Here is a 19,212-nt window from a genome sequence, read left to right on the forward strand (position 1 = left end):
TACCTTGTTGGCCTCGCATATCGCGTTATAAAAGGGCGCAACGAATTGCGCCCAGTGGAGACAGTACCGCTAACTTATTTACCGATAAACTCAGCCAGGTTGGACTGGTCTACGCCCACGTAAGGTACGCGAACGATTTTGTTTTCAATTTTCCAGCTGGTGCCATCTGCCGCGCCTTTGCCATCGGCCAGGTTTTTCGCCAGATCGAAGGTCGCTTTCGCCTGGTTGTTGGCATCGTTCAGAACGGTACCGGCCATCGCACCGGATTTAACCAGCGCCAGCGCTTCTGGCAGTGCATCTACGCCGAATACCGGGATGGAGGATTTGTTGTGTGCTTTCAGCGCTTCTACCGCACCCATTGCCATCGCATCGTTGTTGGCGATAACCACTTCGATTTTGTTCGCGTTAGGGCCGGACAGCCACGCGTCCATCTTATCTTTCGCCTGAGCGGTATCCCACATCGCGGTATCTAACGCCAGCTGCTGGGTTTTCAGACCCTTGTCGTTCAGCTCTTTGATAACGTAAGTGGTACGGGCTTCAGCATCCGGGTGGCCTGGTTCGCCTTTCAGCAGCACGAACTGAATCTGACCGTCTTTGTTCAGGTCCCAGTTCGGGTTTGCCGCCCAGTGTTTCGCGATCAGATCGCCCTGAATAATACCGGACTCTTTGGAGTCGGTACCGACGTAATACGCTTTGTCGTAGCTATCCAGCGCCTTACGGGAAGGTTCTTTGTTGAAGAAGACGATTGGCACGTTCTGGCCGCGCGCTTTTTCAATAACCGTGCCTGCTGCAGCCGGGTCAACCAGGTTGATGGCCAGGGCTTTCACGCCTTTCGCCAGCAGAACGTCGATCTGGTCGTTCTGTTTGGACTGGTCGTTCTGGGAGTCGTTCATCAGCAGCTGAACGTCTGGCGCTGCTTTCGCATCTTTCTCAATCGCTTTACGTACAACAGACATGAAGTTGTCGTCGTATTTATAGATGGTCACACCAATACGGGTATCCGCAGCGTGCGCTGCTGCACCAAAAAGCATGCTTGCCATTACGGCAGACAGGGTCAACACCTTCTTATTCATGGTATCTCCGGTTTTTTTATGCAGGGTAGTTCTTGTGAATAACGATCGGCGGGCAGGTGTTAATAAAACGTTACTGACAGCCGAAGTTCACTTATAAAATTTCTATCTTCCGTGTTCGGTAACGCTCCAGAAATGCGTTTTATTCGTTGTTTGCGGCACATTGGCTATAGTGAAAGTGAATAATCACCGTTACATAGCGTTTCAGCCCCTAAAACGCTGACATCATAGTCAGCGCCTTGTTAAGATACTGTGAATTTACTCACAGATTGAAAACGGTTACATCACCTGATGTAATCAGTTAGTGATCGGAACCACAATTTGCCGGGCCGCGACGGAGTGTCGGCGCACTAAAGTCGGCATGAAACAGTGCGTTGCGCCCGGATCCAGCAGCCCTGCCGCCCCCTGTAACGCCAGCTCAGTCGCCAGTTTCGCCATAGAGGCAATGGGGTAACGCACCGTTGTCAGCTGCGGGTCGGTGTAACGGGCAATCGGAATATCATCAAAACCAATGAGTGATAAATGCTGTGGCACCGCAATGCCGTTATCTTTCAGCGCCGTCAGGGCTCCTGCCGCCATGCTGTCGTTATAGGCAAACACCGCAGTAAGCTGCAGATTGCGGCCCAGCAGCTCCACCATTGCCGCCTCGCCGCCCTGCATGTCCGGCGTACCGGTGCCCGTCCAGCTTTCTGACGGCGTAATGCCGTGCTCTTTCAGGGCGTTTTGCCATCCCTCGCGCCGCAGGTCGTCATCTTCAATATGATGGCTGGAGGCCAGATAACCGATCCGCTGATGCCCGTTGTTGATGAGCATTTTCGTCGCCATCATGGCGCCGCTGACGTTATCCAGCCCGACGCAGCGGTGGGCATAGCCGGGGACGATGCGGTTGATCAGCACCATGCCCGGGATCTGATCCATAAAGCCGGTTAGCTCTTCATCGCTCAAAGCTTTTGAGTGGACAATCAAGGCGTTACAGCGCTGGCGGATCAGCACTTCAATGGCATGACGCTCCTTTTCCGCCTCATGATAGCTATTGCCGATCAGGACATATTTCTGATGCTGCTGGGCGACCACGTCGACCGCTTTGACCAGCGCGCCGAAAAAGGCATCCGAGACGTCCATCACCACCACGCCGATGGTGTCGCTGACCTGCGTCGCAAGCGCCTGGGCATTGGCATTTGGCCGGTACCCGAGCTGGGTCACGGCTTTCATTACGATTTCACGGGTTTCAGGGCTGACCAGCGCGCTATTGTTCAGCACGCGTGAGACGGTAGCCACAGAAACGCCCGCCTGACGGGCGACGTCACGAATGGTGATCATATTCACCATCCTTCAAAGGATTGCAGCAACTCACAGACACCCCCTGTGTTTAGCAAGGTGGCTATTTTGGCAGCGAGAGAGAGGGGACTACGTGAAGAAGCTCACACTCATGAAAACGCTTACATCCGTTTTGTTAATGATTGTGATCCAGATCGTTATCTGGATGTGTTCCTCAATGATACCCCTGAAGCATGTGCGGTTAACTGACGCCACACCCACTCCAGCGGTCCCTGGCGGAAATAGCGTAGCCAGAGAACAGAAAACGCCAGGTTAATCACCCAGACCGGAATAACAAACGCCAGCAGCGTGAAGCGGTCGAATTTCATAAACAGGCCAAATCGATAGAAAAGCGTGGTGCAGAGAAGCGTTTGCAGGAGGTAATTGCTCAACGCCATGCGGCCCACGCAGGCGATAGCGCTGACGATCCACAGGCGGGAAAGCGTTGGCCAGAAGCCATAGATCAGCGCCGCGTAGCCGATGGTCTGGAACGGCGCGCTCAGTTCGCGCGGCACCTGGAGCAGGAACGCGCACCAGCGGTAATCCCAGTGGATGTGCCACTGCGTGATTATCGCCGGGAGGTTAATCAGCACGCCGATCAGCACCAGCCCGACACCCGTTCGCCGATAGTGACGCAGGCTGAACTCCCCTTTCAGCCAGCCGGTGCGCATCAGTGACGCGCCCATCAGCATCATGCCCGCCAGCTGCCAGCCGTATTGCGCCCCCAGCGCAAGGAGGTTATCCCCCAGCATATCCGCGCGGTTGCTTATCGCTTCCGTACCGCCCTTCAGCTTCCAGTACTGTTCGTACTGCAGGTTAGCGGCATCCGGGATCCAGGAACGGTTCGTCGCTTCGCCGGAGATCGTCCCCAGCAGCAGCAGGACCCCAAGCCCCATGACGTAGAGCATCACGCCGGTGTTAAACAGGCTTTTTACGCTGTGCGCATCGCGAATCAGACGCCAGCAGATGAGCCCGACTAACCCATACGCGAGAAGAATATCGCCGTCCCAAAAGAACAGGCCGTGGATAAAGCCGAGGAGAACCAGCAGCGTCAGGCGCGACTGGATCCAGCGCGTACCGCGTCTGAGGAGGAGTTGCAGACCTGCACCAAACAGCAGGGCAAACAGCGTGAGGAATTTAACCTGCGCGAAGAGATCGAGGACAGCCCAGGTCCAGGCATCGCTGCGCGTGATGTCGCCATACCAGGCAGGATTGAGGTAAGCCGCCTTCGGCAGGCCGAAGGCGCTGATATTAAGCAGCAGGATACCGAGAATGGCGACGCCGCGAACAAAATCGAGCGTGACGTTTCGCTCCATGGTTCCTGCCCTGTAAGACTTAGTTGTGGTGACGTACGGCGCGCAGGAACTCCTGGCGGGTATTCTGGCTAGATTTAAACAGGCCGCCCAGCGACGTCGTGGTCGTTGCACTGGTCGCATCACGCACGCCGCGCGCCTTCACGCAGTAGTGAACCGCATCGATAGAAACGGCCACGTTATTGGTGCCCAGCAGCGTTTGCAGCGCGGTCAGGATCTGCTGCGTCAGACGCTCCTGCACCTGCGGACGCTGGGCAAAGAACTGCACGATGCGGTTGATCTTCGACAGGCCAATCACCGTATCTTTTGGGATATACGCCACGGTCGCTTTACCGTCGATGGTCACGAAGTGGTGTTCGCAGGTGCTGGTCAGCGTGATATCGCGTACCGTCACCATCTCGTCCACTTTCATCTTGTTTTCAATGACGGTGATTTTCGGGAAGTTGGCGTAATCCAGCCCGGAGAAAATTTCGTCGACGTACATTTTCGCGATGCGGTGCGGCGTCTCCATCAGACTGTCGTCACTCAGATCGAGATTCAGCAGCTCCATGATCTCGGTCATATGACCGGCAATCAGACGCTTGCGGGTTTCATTGTCCAAATCCTGTACGGGCGGACGCAGTGGCGTTTCAAGACCGCGCGCAACCAGGGCTTCGTGGACCAGGGCAGCTTCTTTACTGAGTGATGACATTTTGTTCTCCTGCAGGTGTGGCGTCTTTTGCCCTCGTTGTGGCAAAAGTATGCGCTCATTGTGCGTGAGGCGGCGCACATAATCCAGTATTCACGACGATAATTATTGCAATTGCTGTTGCCTTTCAGCGTGACGATTCCAGACCAGCGCTCCGCCGACGAACAGCGCAACACCCGCCAGCCCCAGCGCGGGCTCCAGCCGGTGGGTAAGCCAGGTTGATAACGCCGAGGTCATCGGGCCAATCAATTGACCAATCGCATACCCGGTGGTGAGCAGGCCTGCCATATAGCGCGTATGGTTTGGCGCCAGCTCGCGGCCGTATAAAAGAGAGAGCTGCACGGCACACAAAAAACCGCCGCCCACCAGCAGCCCGCCCGTCAGCAAACCGCCAATCCCCGGCAGCAGCCAGGCCGCCAGCACGCCAGCCCCCTGTAACCACAGCACGATAGCCAGCCTGCGGTTAGCCGTTGAGGTGTGGCGTAAAAGAATACTGAGCGCAATGCCCACCACGGCGGCGATACCAAAAATCGGCCAGACAAACTGGGCAAACAGGCTGCCGGGAAAACGCACCGCCGCCATTTGTGACAGGAATGTCGCCGGGAGGATATAGCCAAACCCGGCCAGGCTGTAGCTCCAGACCAGGCGCTTTAAATCCGCCGTCAGCACCAGCGGCTCCGGCGCGGTGCCGGGGCGATGGAGCTGCCCGGATCGCGGCAGGTAGCGCGCCACCAGCGCAATCAGCACCAGCGCCAGCACGCCGTAGATTTGCCATGCCGCCCCGGCCGAAAGGGATTTCGCCTGGATATAGACGGCGAGAAGCCCGCTCAGAGCAATGCCCGCTCCCGGTCCGGCAAACACGGCGGCGCTCAGGCCCGGTTTACCCAGCTGCCCCAGCCGCTCGTTGGTCCAGGCGGCAATGAGTACCATCGACCAGCCGCTCATGCAGCCAATCACGAAGCGCAGCAGGCCGTGCATAACGGCGTTATCCGCCGCCGCGGAGAGCAGCGTCAGCGCAACCGCGCCGGTGATGCCAAGCCAGAGGCGCGTTTCCACAAAGCGGTGCGCGCGCATTGCATCCCATGCGCCCACCAGATAGCCCAGATAGTTCATCGCCGCCACCAGACCCGCGCTGGTCAGCGTAAGCTGTCCGGCAGCAATCATGAGCGGTACCTGAGGCGTAAAGGCAAAGCGCCCTATCCCCATCGCCACCACCAGAACGACAAACCCACTGAGCGCAATACGCAGCGCCATGACCGCTCCAATTGTTAAAGAAAAGTAAATTTATGATGCAGCATCTGGGCGTCAGGCGAAAGTGAAAGTTGCTCACAGGTCAATGAAAAGGCTGTATTATGGTTTTTATGAATACGCATTCTCATAAAGGAGCCCTGCATGGAACTGCTCGAGGAGCACCGTTGTTTTGAAGGTCGACAGCAGCGCTGGCGGCATGACTCCACCGTTCTGAACTGTGCGATGACGTTCAGCATTTTCCTGCCGCCGACGGAAAATCCGCCGGTTCTGTTCTGGCTTTCAGGCCTGACCTGCAACGACGAGAACTTCACCACCAAAGCGGGCGCGCAGCGTATTGCCGCCGGGCTGGGCATTGCGCTGGTGATGCCTGACACCAGCCCGCGTGGCGATGATGTGGCCGACGATGCCGGATACGACCTGGGCAAAGGCGCCGGGTTTTATCTCAATGCGACCGAGCAGCCCTGGGCGCACCATTACCGCATGTATGACTACATTCGCGACGAGCTGCCCGCGCTGATTCAGTCCGGGTTTGCGGTAAGCGACCGCTGTGCCATCAGCGGACATTCTATGGGCGGTCACGGGGCGCTGATCATGGCGTTAAAAAATCCGGGAAAATACGCCAGCGTGTCGGCATTTGCGCCAATTGTGAATCCAACGCAGGTACCGTGGGGGCAAAAAGCCTTCACGAACTATCTGGGTGAAGATGAAGCAAAATGGCAGGAATGGGACAGCTGTGCGCTGATGTTGGCCAGCAGTTCGGCAAATGCGATCCCGATGCTTATCGATCAGGGCGATGCGGACCAGTTCCTCGCCGGACAGCTGCAGCCTGCGGTGCTGGCAGAAGCGGCACGCCAGAAGGACTGGCCGCTGACGCTGCGCATTCAGCCGGGGTATGACCACAGCTATTACTTCATCGCATCCTTTATTGAGGATCATCTCCGCTTTCATGCGGAGCATTTGTTTGGGTAAGTGCGGCTGCGTGCGATCTGATGCCCTCACCCTGGCCCTCTCCCAAAGGGAGAGGGAACAAACACTAAAAACGGCAACTTACGTTGCCGTTTTGCTTTTACCCTGGCCGCATCAGAACTTATAATCCACGCCCACAAAGTAGCGACGGCCGTCTTCCGTATAGCTGTAATCGTCGCGGCTCAGATCTTTATCCAGCAGGTTCTGCACGCCAGCACGCAGCTTCACGCTTTTCGTCGCCTGCCACGCGGCGCCGGTATTCCAGATGACATAGCCACCCGGCGTTGGTGCACTGCTGGTCAGCGCGCGTTTCTCACCGGTGTAGTTGCCCTGAACGTAGAACGACCAGTCCTGCGTTGCCTTCCAGTCAACGGTACCGTTGGCGGTGTGGAACGGCAGATCCGACAACGGCTTGTTGCCGCCGTTGCTGATATCACGACCGTCGTTATAGGTATAGTTAAGGGTCAGTTTCCAGTCGTCCGCCAGCGGGAATTTCAGCTCGGTTTCCACCCCGCGGATGCGCGCCTTATTAACGTTGTAGTAGCGGAAAATTGGTTCTCCGTCCGCATTCAGTCCAACGTAGTTAGGGTAGCCCTGGGCCTGTTTTGCATTGGCCGTACGGCTGATGCTGATGCGGTCATCCACGTTATTCTGGAAGGTGGTGACGCTGGCCTGCACGCCCTCTAACCAGCCCTCTTCCCCGCTGTAGTACAGTCCGAATTCGAAGCTCTCGCTGGTTTCCGGTTTCAGATCCGGATTACCGACTATCTCACAGGCACCGCGACACGAGCCGGTGACCCAGTCCGGGCTAAGCTGGAGCAGCGACGGCGCTTTAAACGCGGTGGCCCAGCCCCCTTTCACCGTTACGGTATCGGTCGCGTTGTAAACCAGATAGGCTCGCGGGCTCCAGTGATCGCCGTAGGTATCATGGTCATCCATACGGATGCCGGTGGTCAGCGCCAGAGGTTCAAAGATACGCCACTCATCTTCAAGGAACAGGGCATACTGGCTTGTCGACGTACTGCTGCTGGAACCGCCCGTCAGGTTGACAGGATCCTTCAGCTTATCGTGACGCCATTCGCCGCCGAAGGTCATCAGCTGGTTGATTTCGCCCAGCGGCAGCACGTATTTTCCGTCCACCGCGTTGCTCTCGGAGGTTATAGGATTGCTGTTGCCGGGGTTTTTGTTATCCACCTTTTCGCCGTAAACCTTCAGCTCGCTGTTGCCGACGCCCCAACGACCGTTGTGGCTGAGAGAGTAGTTCTGACGCTCAAGGCGGTTTTTGTCGAGGGAATCCGAGTCGCGATCCTGACGGTCGAAACCGTAGCCCGCCGTAAAGTCGTGATTTTCAGACGGCGTCCAGGCGAATTCCACATTCGCATCGCGGCTGGTGAAGCCTTCAATGCGCGGCGTTTCACCGCTCGCCGTGGTGGAGGACTTCTGCTGACCGTCTTTCTCACGCTTCGCGAGGCTACCGTAGGCTTTCAGCCCCAGCAGGCCGTCAACCAGCGGACCGCTGGTATAGAACTGGCCGTTGTACGTGTCTCCACGGTCGCGGTGTTCCTGAATCGTGGAATCGGCGCTCAGGGTGCCCGTCCATTTCTGGCCGATTTTTTTGGTGATAATGTTCACCACCCCGCCCAGCGCATCGGAACCGTACAGAGAAGACATAGGTCCGCGCACCACTTCGATGCGTTCGATGGCGTCAACCGGCACCCAGTTGAGGTCGAAATCATTATGGCGGAATACCGCGTTACGCGAGTTAACGCGCTTGCCGTCGATCAGGATCAGCGTATAGCTGCTGTCCAGTCCACGAATACTTACCCCTTTACGGTTGTCCCCTTCGCTCGTGAGCTGAACGCCCGGCACCTCCCGTAACACATCTTTCAGATTCTGAACGGGTTTGCGCTGCAAATCTTCCTGGGTAATTACGCTGATGCTTGCCGGTGCGTCTTTCAGGTTTTGCTCGGTCGCGGAGGCCGTTACAACCATTGTGTCGCCGGATTCCGCTGCGATAACAGGCAGGGTCAGGGACATTGCGGACGCACAAAGTCCTCCCCTGACGAAGGGATTCAACCTAAACATTCCATATCTCCATGAGGTAAATACAACTAAATCAAATCATCATTGCTCACAGCGTCTTCCTTTCCGCCCACATCTGCGGTGGGTCGGTGACACGCTTATTTTTGATAACGATAAAGCAAACGATAATTATTATCAATTAAATTGTTAAGAAATATATCTTTGTTTCAGGATGCGGGCATAAAAAAACCCGCTCGAATGAGCGGGTTAAAAGAGAGGAAGTGCGATTATTGTTTAAACCGTTCCGGGAATTCCATTTCACTGTAGCGAACGAATTTTGTTCCTTTCGTCAGCTTGTAGCCAAACCAGATGACGAGGAAAAGCGGAATACCAATGTAGGTCGCCGTCACGGCGCCCCAGTCAATGGTGTCCGCCAGGAACGCTTCATAGTTCTGTCCCAGCGTAATGATCAGGCACAGAATGAAGGCGAAAATAGGACCCAGCGGGAAGAAGCCGGAGCGATACGGCAGCGAGTTAACATCGTGACCCTGCTTGACGAAGCCGCGGCGGAAACGGTAGTGGCTAATAGCAATCCCCAGCCAGGCAATAAAGCCCGTCATCCCGGACGTGTTAAGCAGCCACAGGTACACCGTCTGGTTGCCAAACATAGAGGTCAGGAAGCACAGACCGGCAATCACCGTTGTGGCATACAGCGCGTTACGCGGTACGCCGCCACGGGACAGCTTCGCGAAGATACGCGGGGCTTTACCGTCGCATGCCAGCGTGTAGAGCATACGGGTGGACGCGTACATCCCGGAGTTACCGGCTGAAAGCACAGCGGTCAGGATAACGGCGTTCATCACTGCCGCAGCTGAAAGCAGACCGGCGTGCTGGAAGACCAGCGTGAACGGGCTGACGCTAATGTCTTTTACGTCATTACGCAGCAGGCTTGGATCGGTGTACGGGATGATCAGGCTGATAATGAGGATCGCGAACACATAGAACAGCAGGATACGCCAGAATACCTGACGGACCGCACGCGGAATATTTTTCTCCGGGTTCTCTGACTCACCGGCGGCGATACCAATCAGCTCAGTCCCCTGGAAGGAGAAGCCGACAATCATCGCCACGCCAATCATCGCCGAAAGGCCACCGGCAAACGGCGCATCGCCTATCGCCCAGTTACTCCAGCCCGCAGGTTCTGCGCCTTTGAAAATACCAACGATCATCGCCACACCGACGACGATAAAGATGATGACGGTTGCCACTTTGATCAAAGAGAACCAGTATTCCGCCTCGCCGAAACCGCGCACGGAGATGTAGTTCAGCAGGAAGATGACGGCCAGGAACAGGGCGCTCCAGATCCAGCCCGGCGTATCCGGGAACCACCAGTTCATCACCAGCTGTGCGGCGACAAGGTCAACGGCGATGGTGACCGCCCAGTTGTACCAGTAGTTCCAGCCCAGCGCGAAGCCGAAGCCTTCTTCAACGTATTTTTGACCGTAGGTCGAGAACGAACCGGATACCGGCATGTACGCGGCCAGTTCGCCGAGACTGGTCATCAGGAAGTACACCATCAGGCCAATCAGGATATAAGAGAAGAGCGCCCCACCCGGGCCTGCTGCCGAAATCGTTGCGCCAGAGGCAACGAAAAGACCTGTACCGATTGAGCCGCCAATGGCGATCATCGTCAGGTGACGCGCCTTGAGTTCACGACGTAGCGTGGGCGCTTCTGTGGTTTTAATTTCTGAAACCATATGAAAATGCTGTCCATTTAATAAATGAGGCGCGATTGTAGCAGACGATCCGCGTTCCTTCCGGCAGAAATACTCAGTTATAAGAGAGCTTCATGACTCGGCCAGGATTATAAGTAAAGCATAAAAATGTGGGGTGACAGGCGCGCGTAGCCCCGGTAAGCGAAGCGCCACCGGGGAACGTTAAATGGCGCAGTAGCGCAGAAAACGCTGCAGAGAGCTGGAAAGGTGTTTCTGACGATGATGGATGCACCATAGCGTGCGCACTAGCTTCGGCAATGGAACCGGAATTTCAACCAGCGACCCCGTTTCAAGCTGTTCGGCAATGACGCGCCGGGAAAGACAGCTGATTCCCAGGCCGTGACGCACCGCGTGCTTGATGGCCTCAGAGTTCCCCAGCTCCATCCCTAGCTGGAAATGCGGCAGATGGGAAAGCAGCAGATAATCGACAATTTCACGCGTGCCGGAGCCCTGCTCGCGCAGGATCCACTGCGCCTGCGCCAGGCGCTCCAGCGTCACCTCGCCCTGCAATAACGATGAGGCCGGGGATGCAAACACCACCAGCTCATCCTCCAGCCAGGGCTCGGCAATGATATCGACGTTATGGCAGGGCCCTTCGATGAGGCCGATATCCACGCGGAAATCGATCACCGCGTTGATAACGTCCTGACTATTGCCCACGCTCATCTCCAGCGGCAGGGTCGGGAAATCCCGGCGGTAGCGGGCAATCACTTCCGGCAGGATGTAGTTCCCAATGGTGCTGCTGGCATAGACGCGGATCGCACCGTTGTCTTCGCGGAAAAGCTGTTCGATTTCGATAGCCTGCTCCAACAGCGCCAGCGCGCGTGGATAAAGAAGACGACCGTGCTCGTTGACCACCAGACGCTTCCCTACCCTGTCGAACAGCTGCACGCCCAGCTGTCCTTCAAGATCGGTCAACGCCGCGCTGACCGCAGACTGCGAGAGCGCCAGCATTTGTGACGCCTGGGTCGTCGAGCCGCTTTTCAGCACCTCGGCAAACACTTCCAGCTGACGCAATGTAATGTGCATGGTTGCTTACCACTTATATAGATTGATTATAAGTATATAATCAATTTTATTTTTAAGCCAGAGCGCCGTAACCTTTAGCCAGACAAAGGAGAAGGTTATGTCAGAAATCACCCTACAACATCATCGTACAGTGTGGCACTTCGTGCCGGGCCTCGCGCTTAGCGCAGCAGTGACCGCCGTAGCATTATGGGGCGGCAGCATCCCGGCTATCGCAGGCGCAGGTTTTAGCGCGTTGACGCTGGCTATTTTGCTGGGCATGGTCGTGGGAAATACCGTTTACCCACACATCTGGAAATCCTGCGACGGCGGCGTGATCTTTGCCAAACAGCACCTGCTGCGTCTCGGGATCATCCTTTACGGCTTCCGTCTCACCTTTTCGCAGATTGCGGACGTGGGCGTGAGCGGAATCGCTATCGACGTCCTGACGCTGACCAGCACCTTTTTGCTGGCCTGCTTTATCGGCCAGAAAGTCTTTGGCCTGGATAAGCAAACCAGCTGGCTGATCGGTGCCGGGAGCAGTATCTGTGGGGCCGCGGCGGTGCTGGCAACAGAGCCCGTCGTTAAAGCCGAAGCCAGCAAGGTAACCGTGGCGGTGGCAACGGTGGTGATCTTCGGTACTCTGGCGATCTTCCTCTACCCGGCCATGTATCCGCTGGTTGCCCACTGGTTTAGCCCGGAAACCTACGGCATCTATATCGGTTCGACCATGCACGAAGTGGCCCAGGTGGTGGCGGCAGGACATGCTATTAACCCTGAAGCCGAAAACGCGGCGGTGATTGCCAAAATGCTGCGCGTGATGATGCTGGCGCCGTTCCTGATTTTCCTTGCTGCGCGGGTTAAACAGCTTGCACCGGCGGACAGTAATCAGAAAAGTAAAATCACCATTCCATGGTTTGCGATCCTGTTCATCGTGGTCGCTATCTTTAACTCCTTCCACCTGCTGCCGAAAGCGGTGGTGGATATGCTGGTGACGCTGGATACCGTACTGCTGGCGATGGCCATGGCGGCCCTGGGGGTGACTACACACGTCAGCGCGCTGAAAAAAGCCGGTGCGAAGCCGCTGCTGATGGCGCTGGTACTCTTCATCTGGCTGATTGTCGGCGGCGGCGCGATTAACCTCGCGGTCCATAGCCTGATGGCATAAACCATCTCGTCCTTCTCCTGCTAACCCGCTATCATAAGCGTTTCGGGTTAGCAGGAGTTTTTTTATGAAATATGTTGGAGCGCACGTCAGCGCTGCAGGCGGCCTTGCGAATGCCGCCATTCGCGCCGCCGAAATCGAGGCGACCGCTTTCGCCCTGTTCACCAAAAACCAGCGCCAGTGGCGCGCCGCGCCGCTCACCGCTGACGTGATTGATGATTTTAAAGCCGCCTGTGAGAAGTATCACTATGGGCCAGGCCAGATCCTTCCCCACGACAGCTACCTGATCAACCTCGGTCACCCGGTTGAAGAGGCGCTGGAAAAATCCCGCGAGGCGTTTCTTGATGAAGTACAGCGCTGCGAACAGCTGGGGCTGACGCTGCTGAACTTCCATCCGGGCAGCCATCTGATGCAAATCGATGAAGATGCCTGCCTGGCTCGCATTGCCGAGTCCATCAACATCACGCTGGACAAGACCAAAGGTGTCACCGCGGTGATTGAGAATACCGCAGGTCAGGGCAGCAACCTCGGCTTTAGGTTCGAACATCTGGCGGCGATTATCGACGGCGTGGAGGATAAATCCCGCGTTGGCGTATGCATTGATACCTGCCACGCGTTTGCCGCCGGATATGACCTGCGCACCACCGAAGCAACGAAAAACACGTTCGATGAGTTCGAGCGCATAGTGGGCTTTAAGTACCTGCGCGGAATGCACCTGAACGATGCGAAAAGCGCGTTCGGCAGCCGCGTTGACCGCCACCACAGCCTGGGCGAAGGTAACATCGGCCACGATGCGTTTCGGTTTATTATGCAGGACGCCCGCTTCGAGGGTATTCCGATGGTGCTGGAAACCATCAATCCGGATATCTGGGCAGAAGAGATAGCCTGGCTGAAGGCACAGCAAACCGCTGAACAGGCGGCATAAAAAAAGCCGGGTGCATAATGCAACCCGGCTTTTTTATAGGTCGGGTAAGGCGAAGCCGCCACCCGACACCTTGTTTACGCTGCTTTCGCCACAACTTCCGCTTCAGGACGTTTCAGCACTGCGTATGACAGACCCGCCACCAGCGTACCGGCAACGATGGCCAGCAGGTAGCCCAGGACCGGGGTGATGGCGCCTGGGATCAGCAGGACAAACAGACCGCCGTGTGGTGCCATCAGCTTCGCGCCAATCGCCATGGAGATCGCACCCGTCACTGCACCACCCGCGATACAGCACGGCAGTACACGCATTGGGTCACGAGCCGCGAACGGAATCGCCCCTTCGGTAATGAAGCACAAGCCCAGAACCAGCGCCGCTTTGCCGCCTTCCTGCTGCGCTTTATCGAACTTACGACGGGCAATAATCGTCGCCAGGCCGAGCGCCAGAGGAGGCACCATACCTGCCGCCATGATGGCTGCCATTGGCGCGTAGGTCTGGGTACTCAGCAGGCCAACGCCAAAGGCGTACGCCGCTTTGTTCACCGGACCACCCATGTCGGTACACATCATGCCGCCGAGGATTGCACCCAGCAGAACCGCGTTCGCGGTACCCATGGTTTGCAGCCAGTGGGTCAGACCCGCCAGAATGCCCGCAACCGGCTTACCAATCAGGTAAATCATCGCCAGACCGACCACCAGGCTGGAAATCAGCGGGATGATCAGAATAGGTTTCAGCGCTTCCATACTCTGAGGCAGCTTGAGCTTCGAGCTGATGAGCTTCGCGACGTAACCGGCCAGGAAGCCCGCGATAATACCGCCGATAAAGCCAGAACCGGTGCTCACGGCCAGCATGCCGCCGATAAGGCCCGGCGTCAGGCCAGGACGGTCAGCAATGGAGAAGGCAATAAAGCCTGCCAGAACGGGGACCATCAGCGCGAACGCGGAACCGCCGCCAATCTGCATTAACGCAGCGGCCAGCGTGCCTTGCTCTTTAAACGCAGTAATACCAAATGCGAACGAGAGGGCGATACACAGACCACCCGCAACCACCATCGGCAGCATGTAAGACACGCCGGTCAACAGATGGCGATAGGCGCCTGCAGACTCTTTCTTACCTTCCGTCGCGGTTTGACGCGCGCCGGTTGCCTGATACGGCTTCGCTTCCACCAGCGCTTTATCAAACTCCTGCGCGGTCTTTTTCAGCGCCAGGCCGGTAGACGTGCGGTACATTGGCTTACCGGCAAATTTTGCCAGGTCCACTTCGATATCCGCCGCCACGATAACCAGATCGGCTTCAGCCACTTCTTCAGGGGTGATCGCGTTGCCGGCACCGACGGAGCCGCGCGTTTCAACTTTTACCCACCAGCCGCGTTTTTTCGCTTCGGTTTCAATGGCTTCAGCCGCCATAAAGGTGTGAGCCACGCCCGTCGGGCAGGCCGTCACCGCAACAATGCGTTTCGGCCCCGTGGCCGCAGCCGGTGCCGTCGCGACAGGCGCGCTGTAGACAGACGCGTGCCCTTTCGCTTCGCTCAGGAACAGTTCCGGGTGTGCCACCGCGCGATTAATATCGCCCAGCCACACTTTCTTGCCGTTCAGCGCACTGTCAGCCGGGATTTTGTCGCCCAGTACAATGGCCAGTTCTGCATCGCCTGGATTATCGATAATGTCCAGATGTGCTTTTTGTGCCGCCGCGCCCAGCAAGGTCTTCGCCATATAGGCGCGGGCCTGTCCGAGACCGGAGTCAATGATCAGCAGCGTTTTCATTATTCCTCTCCTGCTGTTAGTTAAAAGGTTTTAAGTCAACGCGCGCCATCATCGCGGCTAACTGGGTACGATCGGTAATGCCGACATTGCTCTGGCTTACGGCCAGGGCAGCAACGGCGGTGGCAAGACGTAAAGTATGTTCACTGGATTCACGCATCAGCAGACCATAAATCAGGCCGCCAACCATGGAATCCCCTGCGCCAACGGTGCTGACAACTTCCATTGACGGCGGTTTGGCGATCCATTCGCCAGACGCGTTAACCCACAGCGCGCCTTCTGCACCAAGAGAGATCACCACGTGAGCGATACCCTGCTCGCGCAGCGCATGGGCAGCGTCAATCACATCTTTTAATTCTGGCAGCTTACGACCCGCCCAGATCTCCAGCTCGCGGCGATTCGGCTTCACCAGCCACGGAGAGGCTTTCAGACCCGCAACCAGCGCGTCGCGGCTGCTGTCAAAAATGATGCACGGGCACTGGCTGCGCAGGCGCGTCATCCAGTCGGTAAACGCTTCCGGGCTGACGCCGGACGGCAGGCTGCCGCTGACGCAAACCATGTCAAACTGACCGAGCCAGGTCAGAGAGTCGTTAACAAAACGCTCCCAGTCAGACGGCGTCACTTCGAAGCCAGAGAAGTTCAGATCGGTCACTTCACCGTCTTTCTCCGTCAGCTTGACGTTGATACGGGTACGGCCCTGAACAATCTGAAAACGGTTGGCAATGCCCAGCTCGCTGAACAGCTGCTGAAAACCATCCTGGTTATCTTTACCGAGGAATCCACCCACGGTGACGTCGATACCGAGATCCTTGAGCACTTTCGCGACGTTAATCCCTTTACCCGCAGCATGCAGGCCAGTGGTACGCACGAGGTTGACTTCGCCGCGCTCAATTTCCGGGCAAAATCCTACCAGGTCATAAGCCGGGTTCAGCGTAATAGTCGCAACACGTCTGCTCATTATGCGCCCTCCCCCAGACCCGCCGCGATGGCGTCGCCAATCGCTTTCAGCGCCTGTTCAGCATCGGCACCCTGTGCGGTGAAACGCAGACGATGTCCTTTCTTCACGCCCAGCGCGACAACTTTCATCAGACTACGGCCGTTGGCCGGTTTGCCCGTGCCATCAAGATTCGCCACGGTGATCTCACTCTCGAATTGTTTAATGGTATTCACCAGCATGGTGCCCGGACGTGCATGCAGGCCGTGCTCGTTGCGTACCACGAACTCTGCGGTCTGCACGTCTTCAGTCGGCGCATCATCACTGGTCAGCAGTGCCAGCACGGTGGAGGCATCAGCGTTCAGCAGTTTTTCAGCTTTGTTGTTCAGCAGTAGGTCGCCCAGACGCTTCAGCACGGAAACCGGCTGATCGTCGTTCATCGCCACGGTCACCAGCATGGCCGCACGCTCGCCTTCCACGTCAAACGCATTGGCCGCGCGGCTCACGGCGATAGCGCTGCGCAGGTTGCCTTCAGCACTGTCGTTCAGCCAGATACCCTGACCCAGATTCAACGGCTTATCGTTAATCGCGCGCGTCACAAAGGTGGCATCCGCCGCGCCGGCTTCTTTCAGACGACCCGCGTTCAGCGCCTGCAGCGTCACCAGATCGGAGGCAATCACGTCCAGCGTCAGCGTTTCATTATCCAGTTTCAGCGCTTCGCTCTGTTTTTCGCCCATCAGCAGGGCGCGCAGCTCTTCAGCTGTGGTAGCGGACTTGAGCTGCTCAGCCACGTCGTCATCGCTCAGGACATGCGTCAGCTGACGCAGCAGGCCTAAGTGTTCGTCGCTGCTGGCCGCGATACCGATAGCCACATACGCCACCTGACCGTCGCCCCAGAGCACGCCCTGCGGGAATTGATAAACCTGAACGCCGGTTTTCAGCACCTGATCGCGGGTGTCGGTTGTACCGTGCGGAATGGCAATGCCATTGCCGAGGAAGGTTGAGGTCTGCTGCTCGCGGGCCAGCATGCCGTTTACATAGCCGTCCGCGACGTTACCCGCCTGCACAAGCGCAGCGGCAACCTGGCGAATAGCCTCTTCTTTATCCCCGGCCTGAGCGCCCGGGTGGATATCCTGAACAGATAACTGGAACATGGTTCTCCACTCCTGCTGAACTTGAATCGTTTCAGCTTTAATGAGAAAAAATGCGCTAGCCTGCTCCGTTTGTTAAAACAAGATAGCGCTGAAACGTTTCAAAAAGTCTTGCGCTTTCTGCAATGCCTTGCAAGTAAACTCGTATTTCTGATATCAGAATTTAGAGATACAGCACATTTCTTCTTCATTGAGCTGAATTTTGCTGAAGTTCAGCAAGTCAGTTTCAGCTAAGGTCAGCCGACGAGGATGCAAGATGAAATGCCATTTTGATTTTTCGTGGCATCATTGACCGCACCCACTGTTTATTTTTTAGCTGACGGCGTACACTCCGCCCCTCTCTGCTACTCGCTAATTATAAAACATGCATAACACCCCTGCGGCCGTCTCGCCGAAGCCCTTTGACTTGACCTCAGCGGCCTTCCTGATTGTTGCCTTTTTCACGGGCATTGCCGGCGCGTTACAGACGCCGACGCTGAGCTTATTTCTGACCAATGAGGTTCATGTTCGTCCGGCAATGGTCGGCTTCTTTTTTACCGGAAGCGCCATCATCGGCATCCTGGTCAGCCAGTTTCTGGCGGGACGATCCGACAGAAAAGGCGATCGTAAAAGCCTGATCGTTTTCTGCTGTCTGCTGGGGGTCATGGCCTGCGTTCTGTTCGCCTGGAACCGCAACTATTTCATTCTGCTCTTCGTCGGGGTATTCCTGAGCAGCTTTGGCTCAACAGCGAACCCTCAGCTGTTCGCCCTTGCCCGCGAACACGCCGACCATACTGGGCGTGAAGCGGTGATGTTCAGCTCTGTCCTGCGTGCTCAGGTGTCGCTGGCGTGGGTGATTGGTCCGCCGCTGGCCTACGCGCTGGCGATGGGTTTTGGCTTTACGGTGATGTACCTGAGCGCGGCAGTCGCGTTTGTGGCGTGCGGCGCGCTGGTGTGGTTCTTCCTGCCGTCCATGCGCAAAGAGCCGAAGGTGGCAACGGGCGTGCTGGAAGCGCCGCGCCGTAACCGCCGCGATGCCCTGCTCCTGTTTGTTATCTGTACGCTGATGTGGGGCACCAACAGCCTGTATATCATCAATATGCCGCTGTTTATTATTGATGAACTGCACCTGTCGGAGAAGCTGGCGGGCATCATGATGGGCACCGCGGCCGGGCTTGAGATCCCGACGATGCTCATTGCGGGCTATTACGCAAAGCGCTTCGGAAAGCGTTTTTTAATGCGCATCGCCGCCGTCGCCGGTCTGCTGTTCTATATCGGTATGCTGACGGTAAATACGCCGGGGCTGTTGCTGGCTTTACAGCTGCTGAACGCCATCTATATTGGCATTCTCGCCGGGATAGGTATGCTCTATTTTCAGGATCTGATGCCGGGCCAGGCAGGCTCTGCCACCACGCTTTATACTAATACCACCCGCGTGGGCTGGATTATCGCGGGCTCAATGGCCGGTGTCGTTGCAGAAATCTGGAACTATCACACGGTGTTCTGGATTGCGCTGTTGATGTGTACCCTGACGATCGGCTGTCTGGCGAGAATTAAAGACGTTTAGGGCGCGGTGAGCGCTTCCAGCTCAAGAAGGTACGTCATCGCCTGCCCTCGCGTGCTGCCACACATTTCGGCAGTGGGCTGAAGCCCGGAGCACACTTTCGGGCGCAGCGGTGAGCCAAAGATCATGCACAGGTTCGTTTCCGAGAGCTGAACGCAGCGGGTATTGGCAGGCTTGCCCTCCGGCATTCCTGGAATGGGGCTTGAAATGGACGGTGCAGTACAGCACGCGCCACAATCGGGACGGCAATCCATAAATGCTCTCTTTCGCTGACGATCGCCCGCGCAGTCGGGCATCGCGCGCACAGTAACACCTTTTGCGTATTGATAG

Annotated in this window: 16 protein-coding genes; 4 read left to right on the forward strand and 12 right to left on the reverse strand. The window is 56.8% G+C overall.

Annotated elements, in window-relative coordinates; translation table 11 throughout:
- Positions 1 to 74 precede the first annotated feature (74 nt).
- From mglB to ADJ24_RS01735, 5 genes are all read right to left on the reverse strand, one after another.
- On the reverse strand, positions 75 to 1,073 hold the full coding sequence (gene mglB, locus ADJ24_RS01715) for a galactose/glucose ABC transporter substrate-binding protein MglB (RefSeq protein WP_023312468.1): 999 nt from the start codon (positions 1,071 to 1,073) through the stop codon (positions 75 to 77).
- 294 nt (positions 1,074 to 1,367) lie between these two features.
- Positions 1,368 to 2,390 carry an HTH-type transcriptional regulator GalS gene (galS, locus tag ADJ24_RS01720; RefSeq protein WP_023312469.1) on the reverse strand — a complete coding sequence of 341 codons (1,023 nt, stop codon included), beginning with the start codon at positions 2,388 to 2,390 and terminating at the stop codon, positions 1,368 to 1,370.
- 155 nt (positions 2,391 to 2,545) lie between these two features.
- Positions 2,546 to 3,703 carry a DUF418 domain-containing protein YeiB gene (gene yeiB / locus ADJ24_RS01725; protein WP_023312470.1) on the reverse strand — a complete coding sequence of 386 codons (1,158 nt, stop codon included), beginning with the start codon at positions 3,701 to 3,703 and terminating at the stop codon, positions 2,546 to 2,548.
- Positions 3,704 to 3,722: 19 nt separating this feature from the next.
- The gene (gene folE / locus ADJ24_RS01730; RefSeq protein ID WP_023312471.1) at positions 3,723 to 4,391 is read right to left on the reverse strand and encodes a GTP cyclohydrolase I FolE; all 669 of its coding nucleotides are present in this window, start codon (positions 4,389 to 4,391) and stop codon (positions 3,723 to 3,725) included.
- A gap of 102 nt (positions 4,392 to 4,493) precedes the next feature.
- Entirely contained in the window at positions 4,494 to 5,642 is a 1,149-nt protein-coding gene (locus tag ADJ24_RS01735; RefSeq protein ID WP_023312472.1) for a YbfB/YjiJ family MFS transporter, read from the reverse strand.
- Between the two features lie 138 nt (positions 5,643 to 5,780).
- Between ADJ24_RS01735 and fghA the strand changes: the two genes are divergently transcribed.
- Complete coding sequence (fghA, locus tag ADJ24_RS01740) at positions 5,781 to 6,608, forward strand: S-formylglutathione hydrolase (RefSeq protein ID WP_023312473.1); 828 nt, start codon at positions 5,781 to 5,783, stop codon at positions 6,606 to 6,608.
- Positions 6,609 to 6,719: 111 nt separating this feature from the next.
- Here fghA and cirA read toward each other — a convergent pair whose 3' ends face one another.
- The 3 genes from cirA to yieE form a co-directional block, all read right to left on the reverse strand.
- On the reverse strand, positions 6,720 to 8,690 hold the full coding sequence (gene cirA / locus ADJ24_RS01745; RefSeq protein WP_023312474.1) for a catecholate siderophore receptor CirA: 1,971 nt from the start codon (positions 8,688 to 8,690) through the stop codon (positions 6,720 to 6,722).
- Between the two features lie 224 nt (positions 8,691 to 8,914).
- Entirely contained in the window at positions 8,915 to 10,384 is a 1,470-nt protein-coding gene (locus tag ADJ24_RS01750; protein ID WP_023312475.1) for an amino acid permease, read from the reverse strand.
- Between the two features lie 180 nt (positions 10,385 to 10,564).
- Positions 10,565 to 11,431 (reverse strand): DNA-binding transcriptional regulator YeiE, encoded by an 867-nt coding sequence (gene yieE / locus ADJ24_RS01755; protein ID WP_023312476.1) that lies wholly within the window; start codon positions 11,429 to 11,431, stop codon positions 10,565 to 10,567.
- Between the two features lie 97 nt (positions 11,432 to 11,528).
- On the opposite strand from yieE, the gene ADJ24_RS01760 reads away from it, so the two are divergent.
- Positions 11,529 to 12,575, forward strand: a complete 1,047-nt coding sequence (locus ADJ24_RS01760) for a YeiH family protein (protein WP_023312477.1) — start codon at positions 11,529 to 11,531, stop codon at positions 12,573 to 12,575.
- Between the two features lie 64 nt (positions 12,576 to 12,639).
- A complete protein-coding gene (gene nfo, locus ADJ24_RS01765) occupies positions 12,640 to 13,497 on the forward strand; it encodes a deoxyribonuclease IV (protein WP_023312478.1) in 858 nt (285 codons plus the stop codon).
- Between the two features lie 74 nt (positions 13,498 to 13,571).
- Here the strand turns inward: nfo and fruA are convergent, their stop codons facing one another.
- From fruA to fruB, 3 genes are read right to left on the reverse strand one after another with little or no spacing between them, the layout of a single operon-like run.
- Positions 13,572 to 15,257 (reverse strand): PTS fructose transporter subunit IIBC, encoded by a 1,686-nt coding sequence (gene fruA, locus ADJ24_RS01770; protein ID WP_023312479.1) that lies wholly within the window; start codon positions 15,255 to 15,257, stop codon positions 13,572 to 13,574.
- A 16-nt stretch (positions 15,258 to 15,273) separates the two neighbouring features.
- A complete protein-coding gene (fruK, locus tag ADJ24_RS01775) occupies positions 15,274 to 16,212 on the reverse strand; it encodes a 1-phosphofructokinase (protein WP_023312480.1) in 939 nt (312 codons plus the stop codon).
- Positions 16,212 to 17,342, reverse strand: a complete 1,131-nt coding sequence (gene fruB, locus ADJ24_RS01780; protein ID WP_023312481.1) for a fused PTS fructose transporter subunit IIA/HPr protein — start codon at positions 17,340 to 17,342, stop codon at positions 16,212 to 16,214. The genes fruK and fruB overlap by 1 nt, the downstream gene beginning before the upstream one ends.
- Before the next feature lie 361 nt (positions 17,343 to 17,703).
- Here fruB and setB point away from each other — a divergent pair, with 361 nt between their 5' ends.
- Positions 17,704 to 18,885, forward strand: a complete 1,182-nt coding sequence (gene setB / locus ADJ24_RS01785) for a sugar efflux transporter SetB (protein WP_023312482.1) — start codon at positions 17,704 to 17,706, stop codon at positions 18,883 to 18,885.
- Here the strand turns inward: setB and ADJ24_RS01790 are convergent.
- Positions 18,882 to 19,136 carry a YkgJ family cysteine cluster protein gene (locus tag ADJ24_RS01790; RefSeq protein WP_023312483.1) on the reverse strand — a complete coding sequence of 85 codons (255 nt, stop codon included), beginning with the start codon at positions 19,134 to 19,136 and terminating at the stop codon, positions 18,882 to 18,884. The two genes, setB and ADJ24_RS01790, sit on opposite strands and share 4 nt — an antisense overlap.
- Between the last annotated feature and the right edge of the window lie 76 nt (positions 19,137 to 19,212).

The sequence above is a fragment of the Enterobacter sp. 940_PEND genome (genome assembly GCF_001059415.1).
In the GTDB taxonomy this organism is placed as follows: domain Bacteria; phylum Pseudomonadota; class Gammaproteobacteria; order Enterobacterales; family Enterobacteriaceae; genus Enterobacter; species Enterobacter cloacae_M.

Coding starts and splice junctions, on each gene's coding strand:
- galS (WP_023312469.1), bottom strand. CDS start 2,390: ATGATCACCATTCGTGACGTCGCCCGTCAGGCGGGCGTTTCTGTGGCT.
- yeiB (WP_023312470.1), bottom strand. CDS start 3,703: ATGGAGCGAAACGTCACGCTCGATTTTGTTCGCGGCGTCGCCATTCTC.
- ADJ24_RS01750 (WP_023312475.1), bottom strand. CDS start 10,384: ATGGTTTCAGAAATTAAAACCACAGAAGCGCCCACGCTACGTCGTGAA.
- mglB (WP_023312468.1), bottom strand. CDS start 1,073: ATGAATAAGAAGGTGTTGACCCTGTCTGCCGTAATGGCAAGCATGCTT.
- folE (WP_023312471.1), bottom strand. CDS start 4,391: ATGTCATCACTCAGTAAAGAAGCTGCCCTGGTCCACGAAGCCCTGGTT.
- fruK (WP_023312480.1), bottom strand. CDS start 16,212: ATGAGCAGACGTGTTGCGACTATTACGCTGAACCCGGCTTATGACCTG.
- setB (WP_023312482.1), top strand. CDS start 17,704: ATGCATAACACCCCTGCGGCCGTCTCGCCGAAGCCCTTTGACTTGACC.
- ADJ24_RS01790 (WP_023312483.1), bottom strand. CDS start 19,136: ATGGATTGCCGTCCCGATTGTGGCGCGTGCTGTACTGCACCGTCCATT.
- fruA (WP_023312479.1), bottom strand. CDS start 15,257: ATGAAAACGCTGCTGATCATTGACTCCGGTCTCGGACAGGCCCGCGCC.
- fruB (WP_023312481.1), bottom strand. CDS start 17,342: ATGTTCCAGTTATCTGTTCAGGATATCCACCCGGGCGCTCAGGCCGGG.
- nfo (WP_023312478.1), top strand. CDS start 12,640: ATGAAATATGTTGGAGCGCACGTCAGCGCTGCAGGCGGCCTTGCGAAT.
- fghA (WP_023312473.1), top strand. CDS start 5,781: ATGGAACTGCTCGAGGAGCACCGTTGTTTTGAAGGTCGACAGCAGCGC.
- cirA (WP_023312474.1), bottom strand. CDS start 8,690: ATGTTTAGGTTGAATCCCTTCGTCAGGGGAGGACTTTGTGCGTCCGCA.
- ADJ24_RS01735 (WP_023312472.1), bottom strand. CDS start 5,642: ATGGCGCTGCGTATTGCGCTCAGTGGGTTTGTCGTTCTGGTGGTGGCG.
- ADJ24_RS01760 (WP_023312477.1), top strand. CDS start 11,529: ATGTCAGAAATCACCCTACAACATCATCGTACAGTGTGGCACTTCGTG.
- yieE (WP_023312476.1), bottom strand. CDS start 11,431: ATGCACATTACATTGCGTCAGCTGGAAGTGTTTGCCGAGGTGCTGAAA.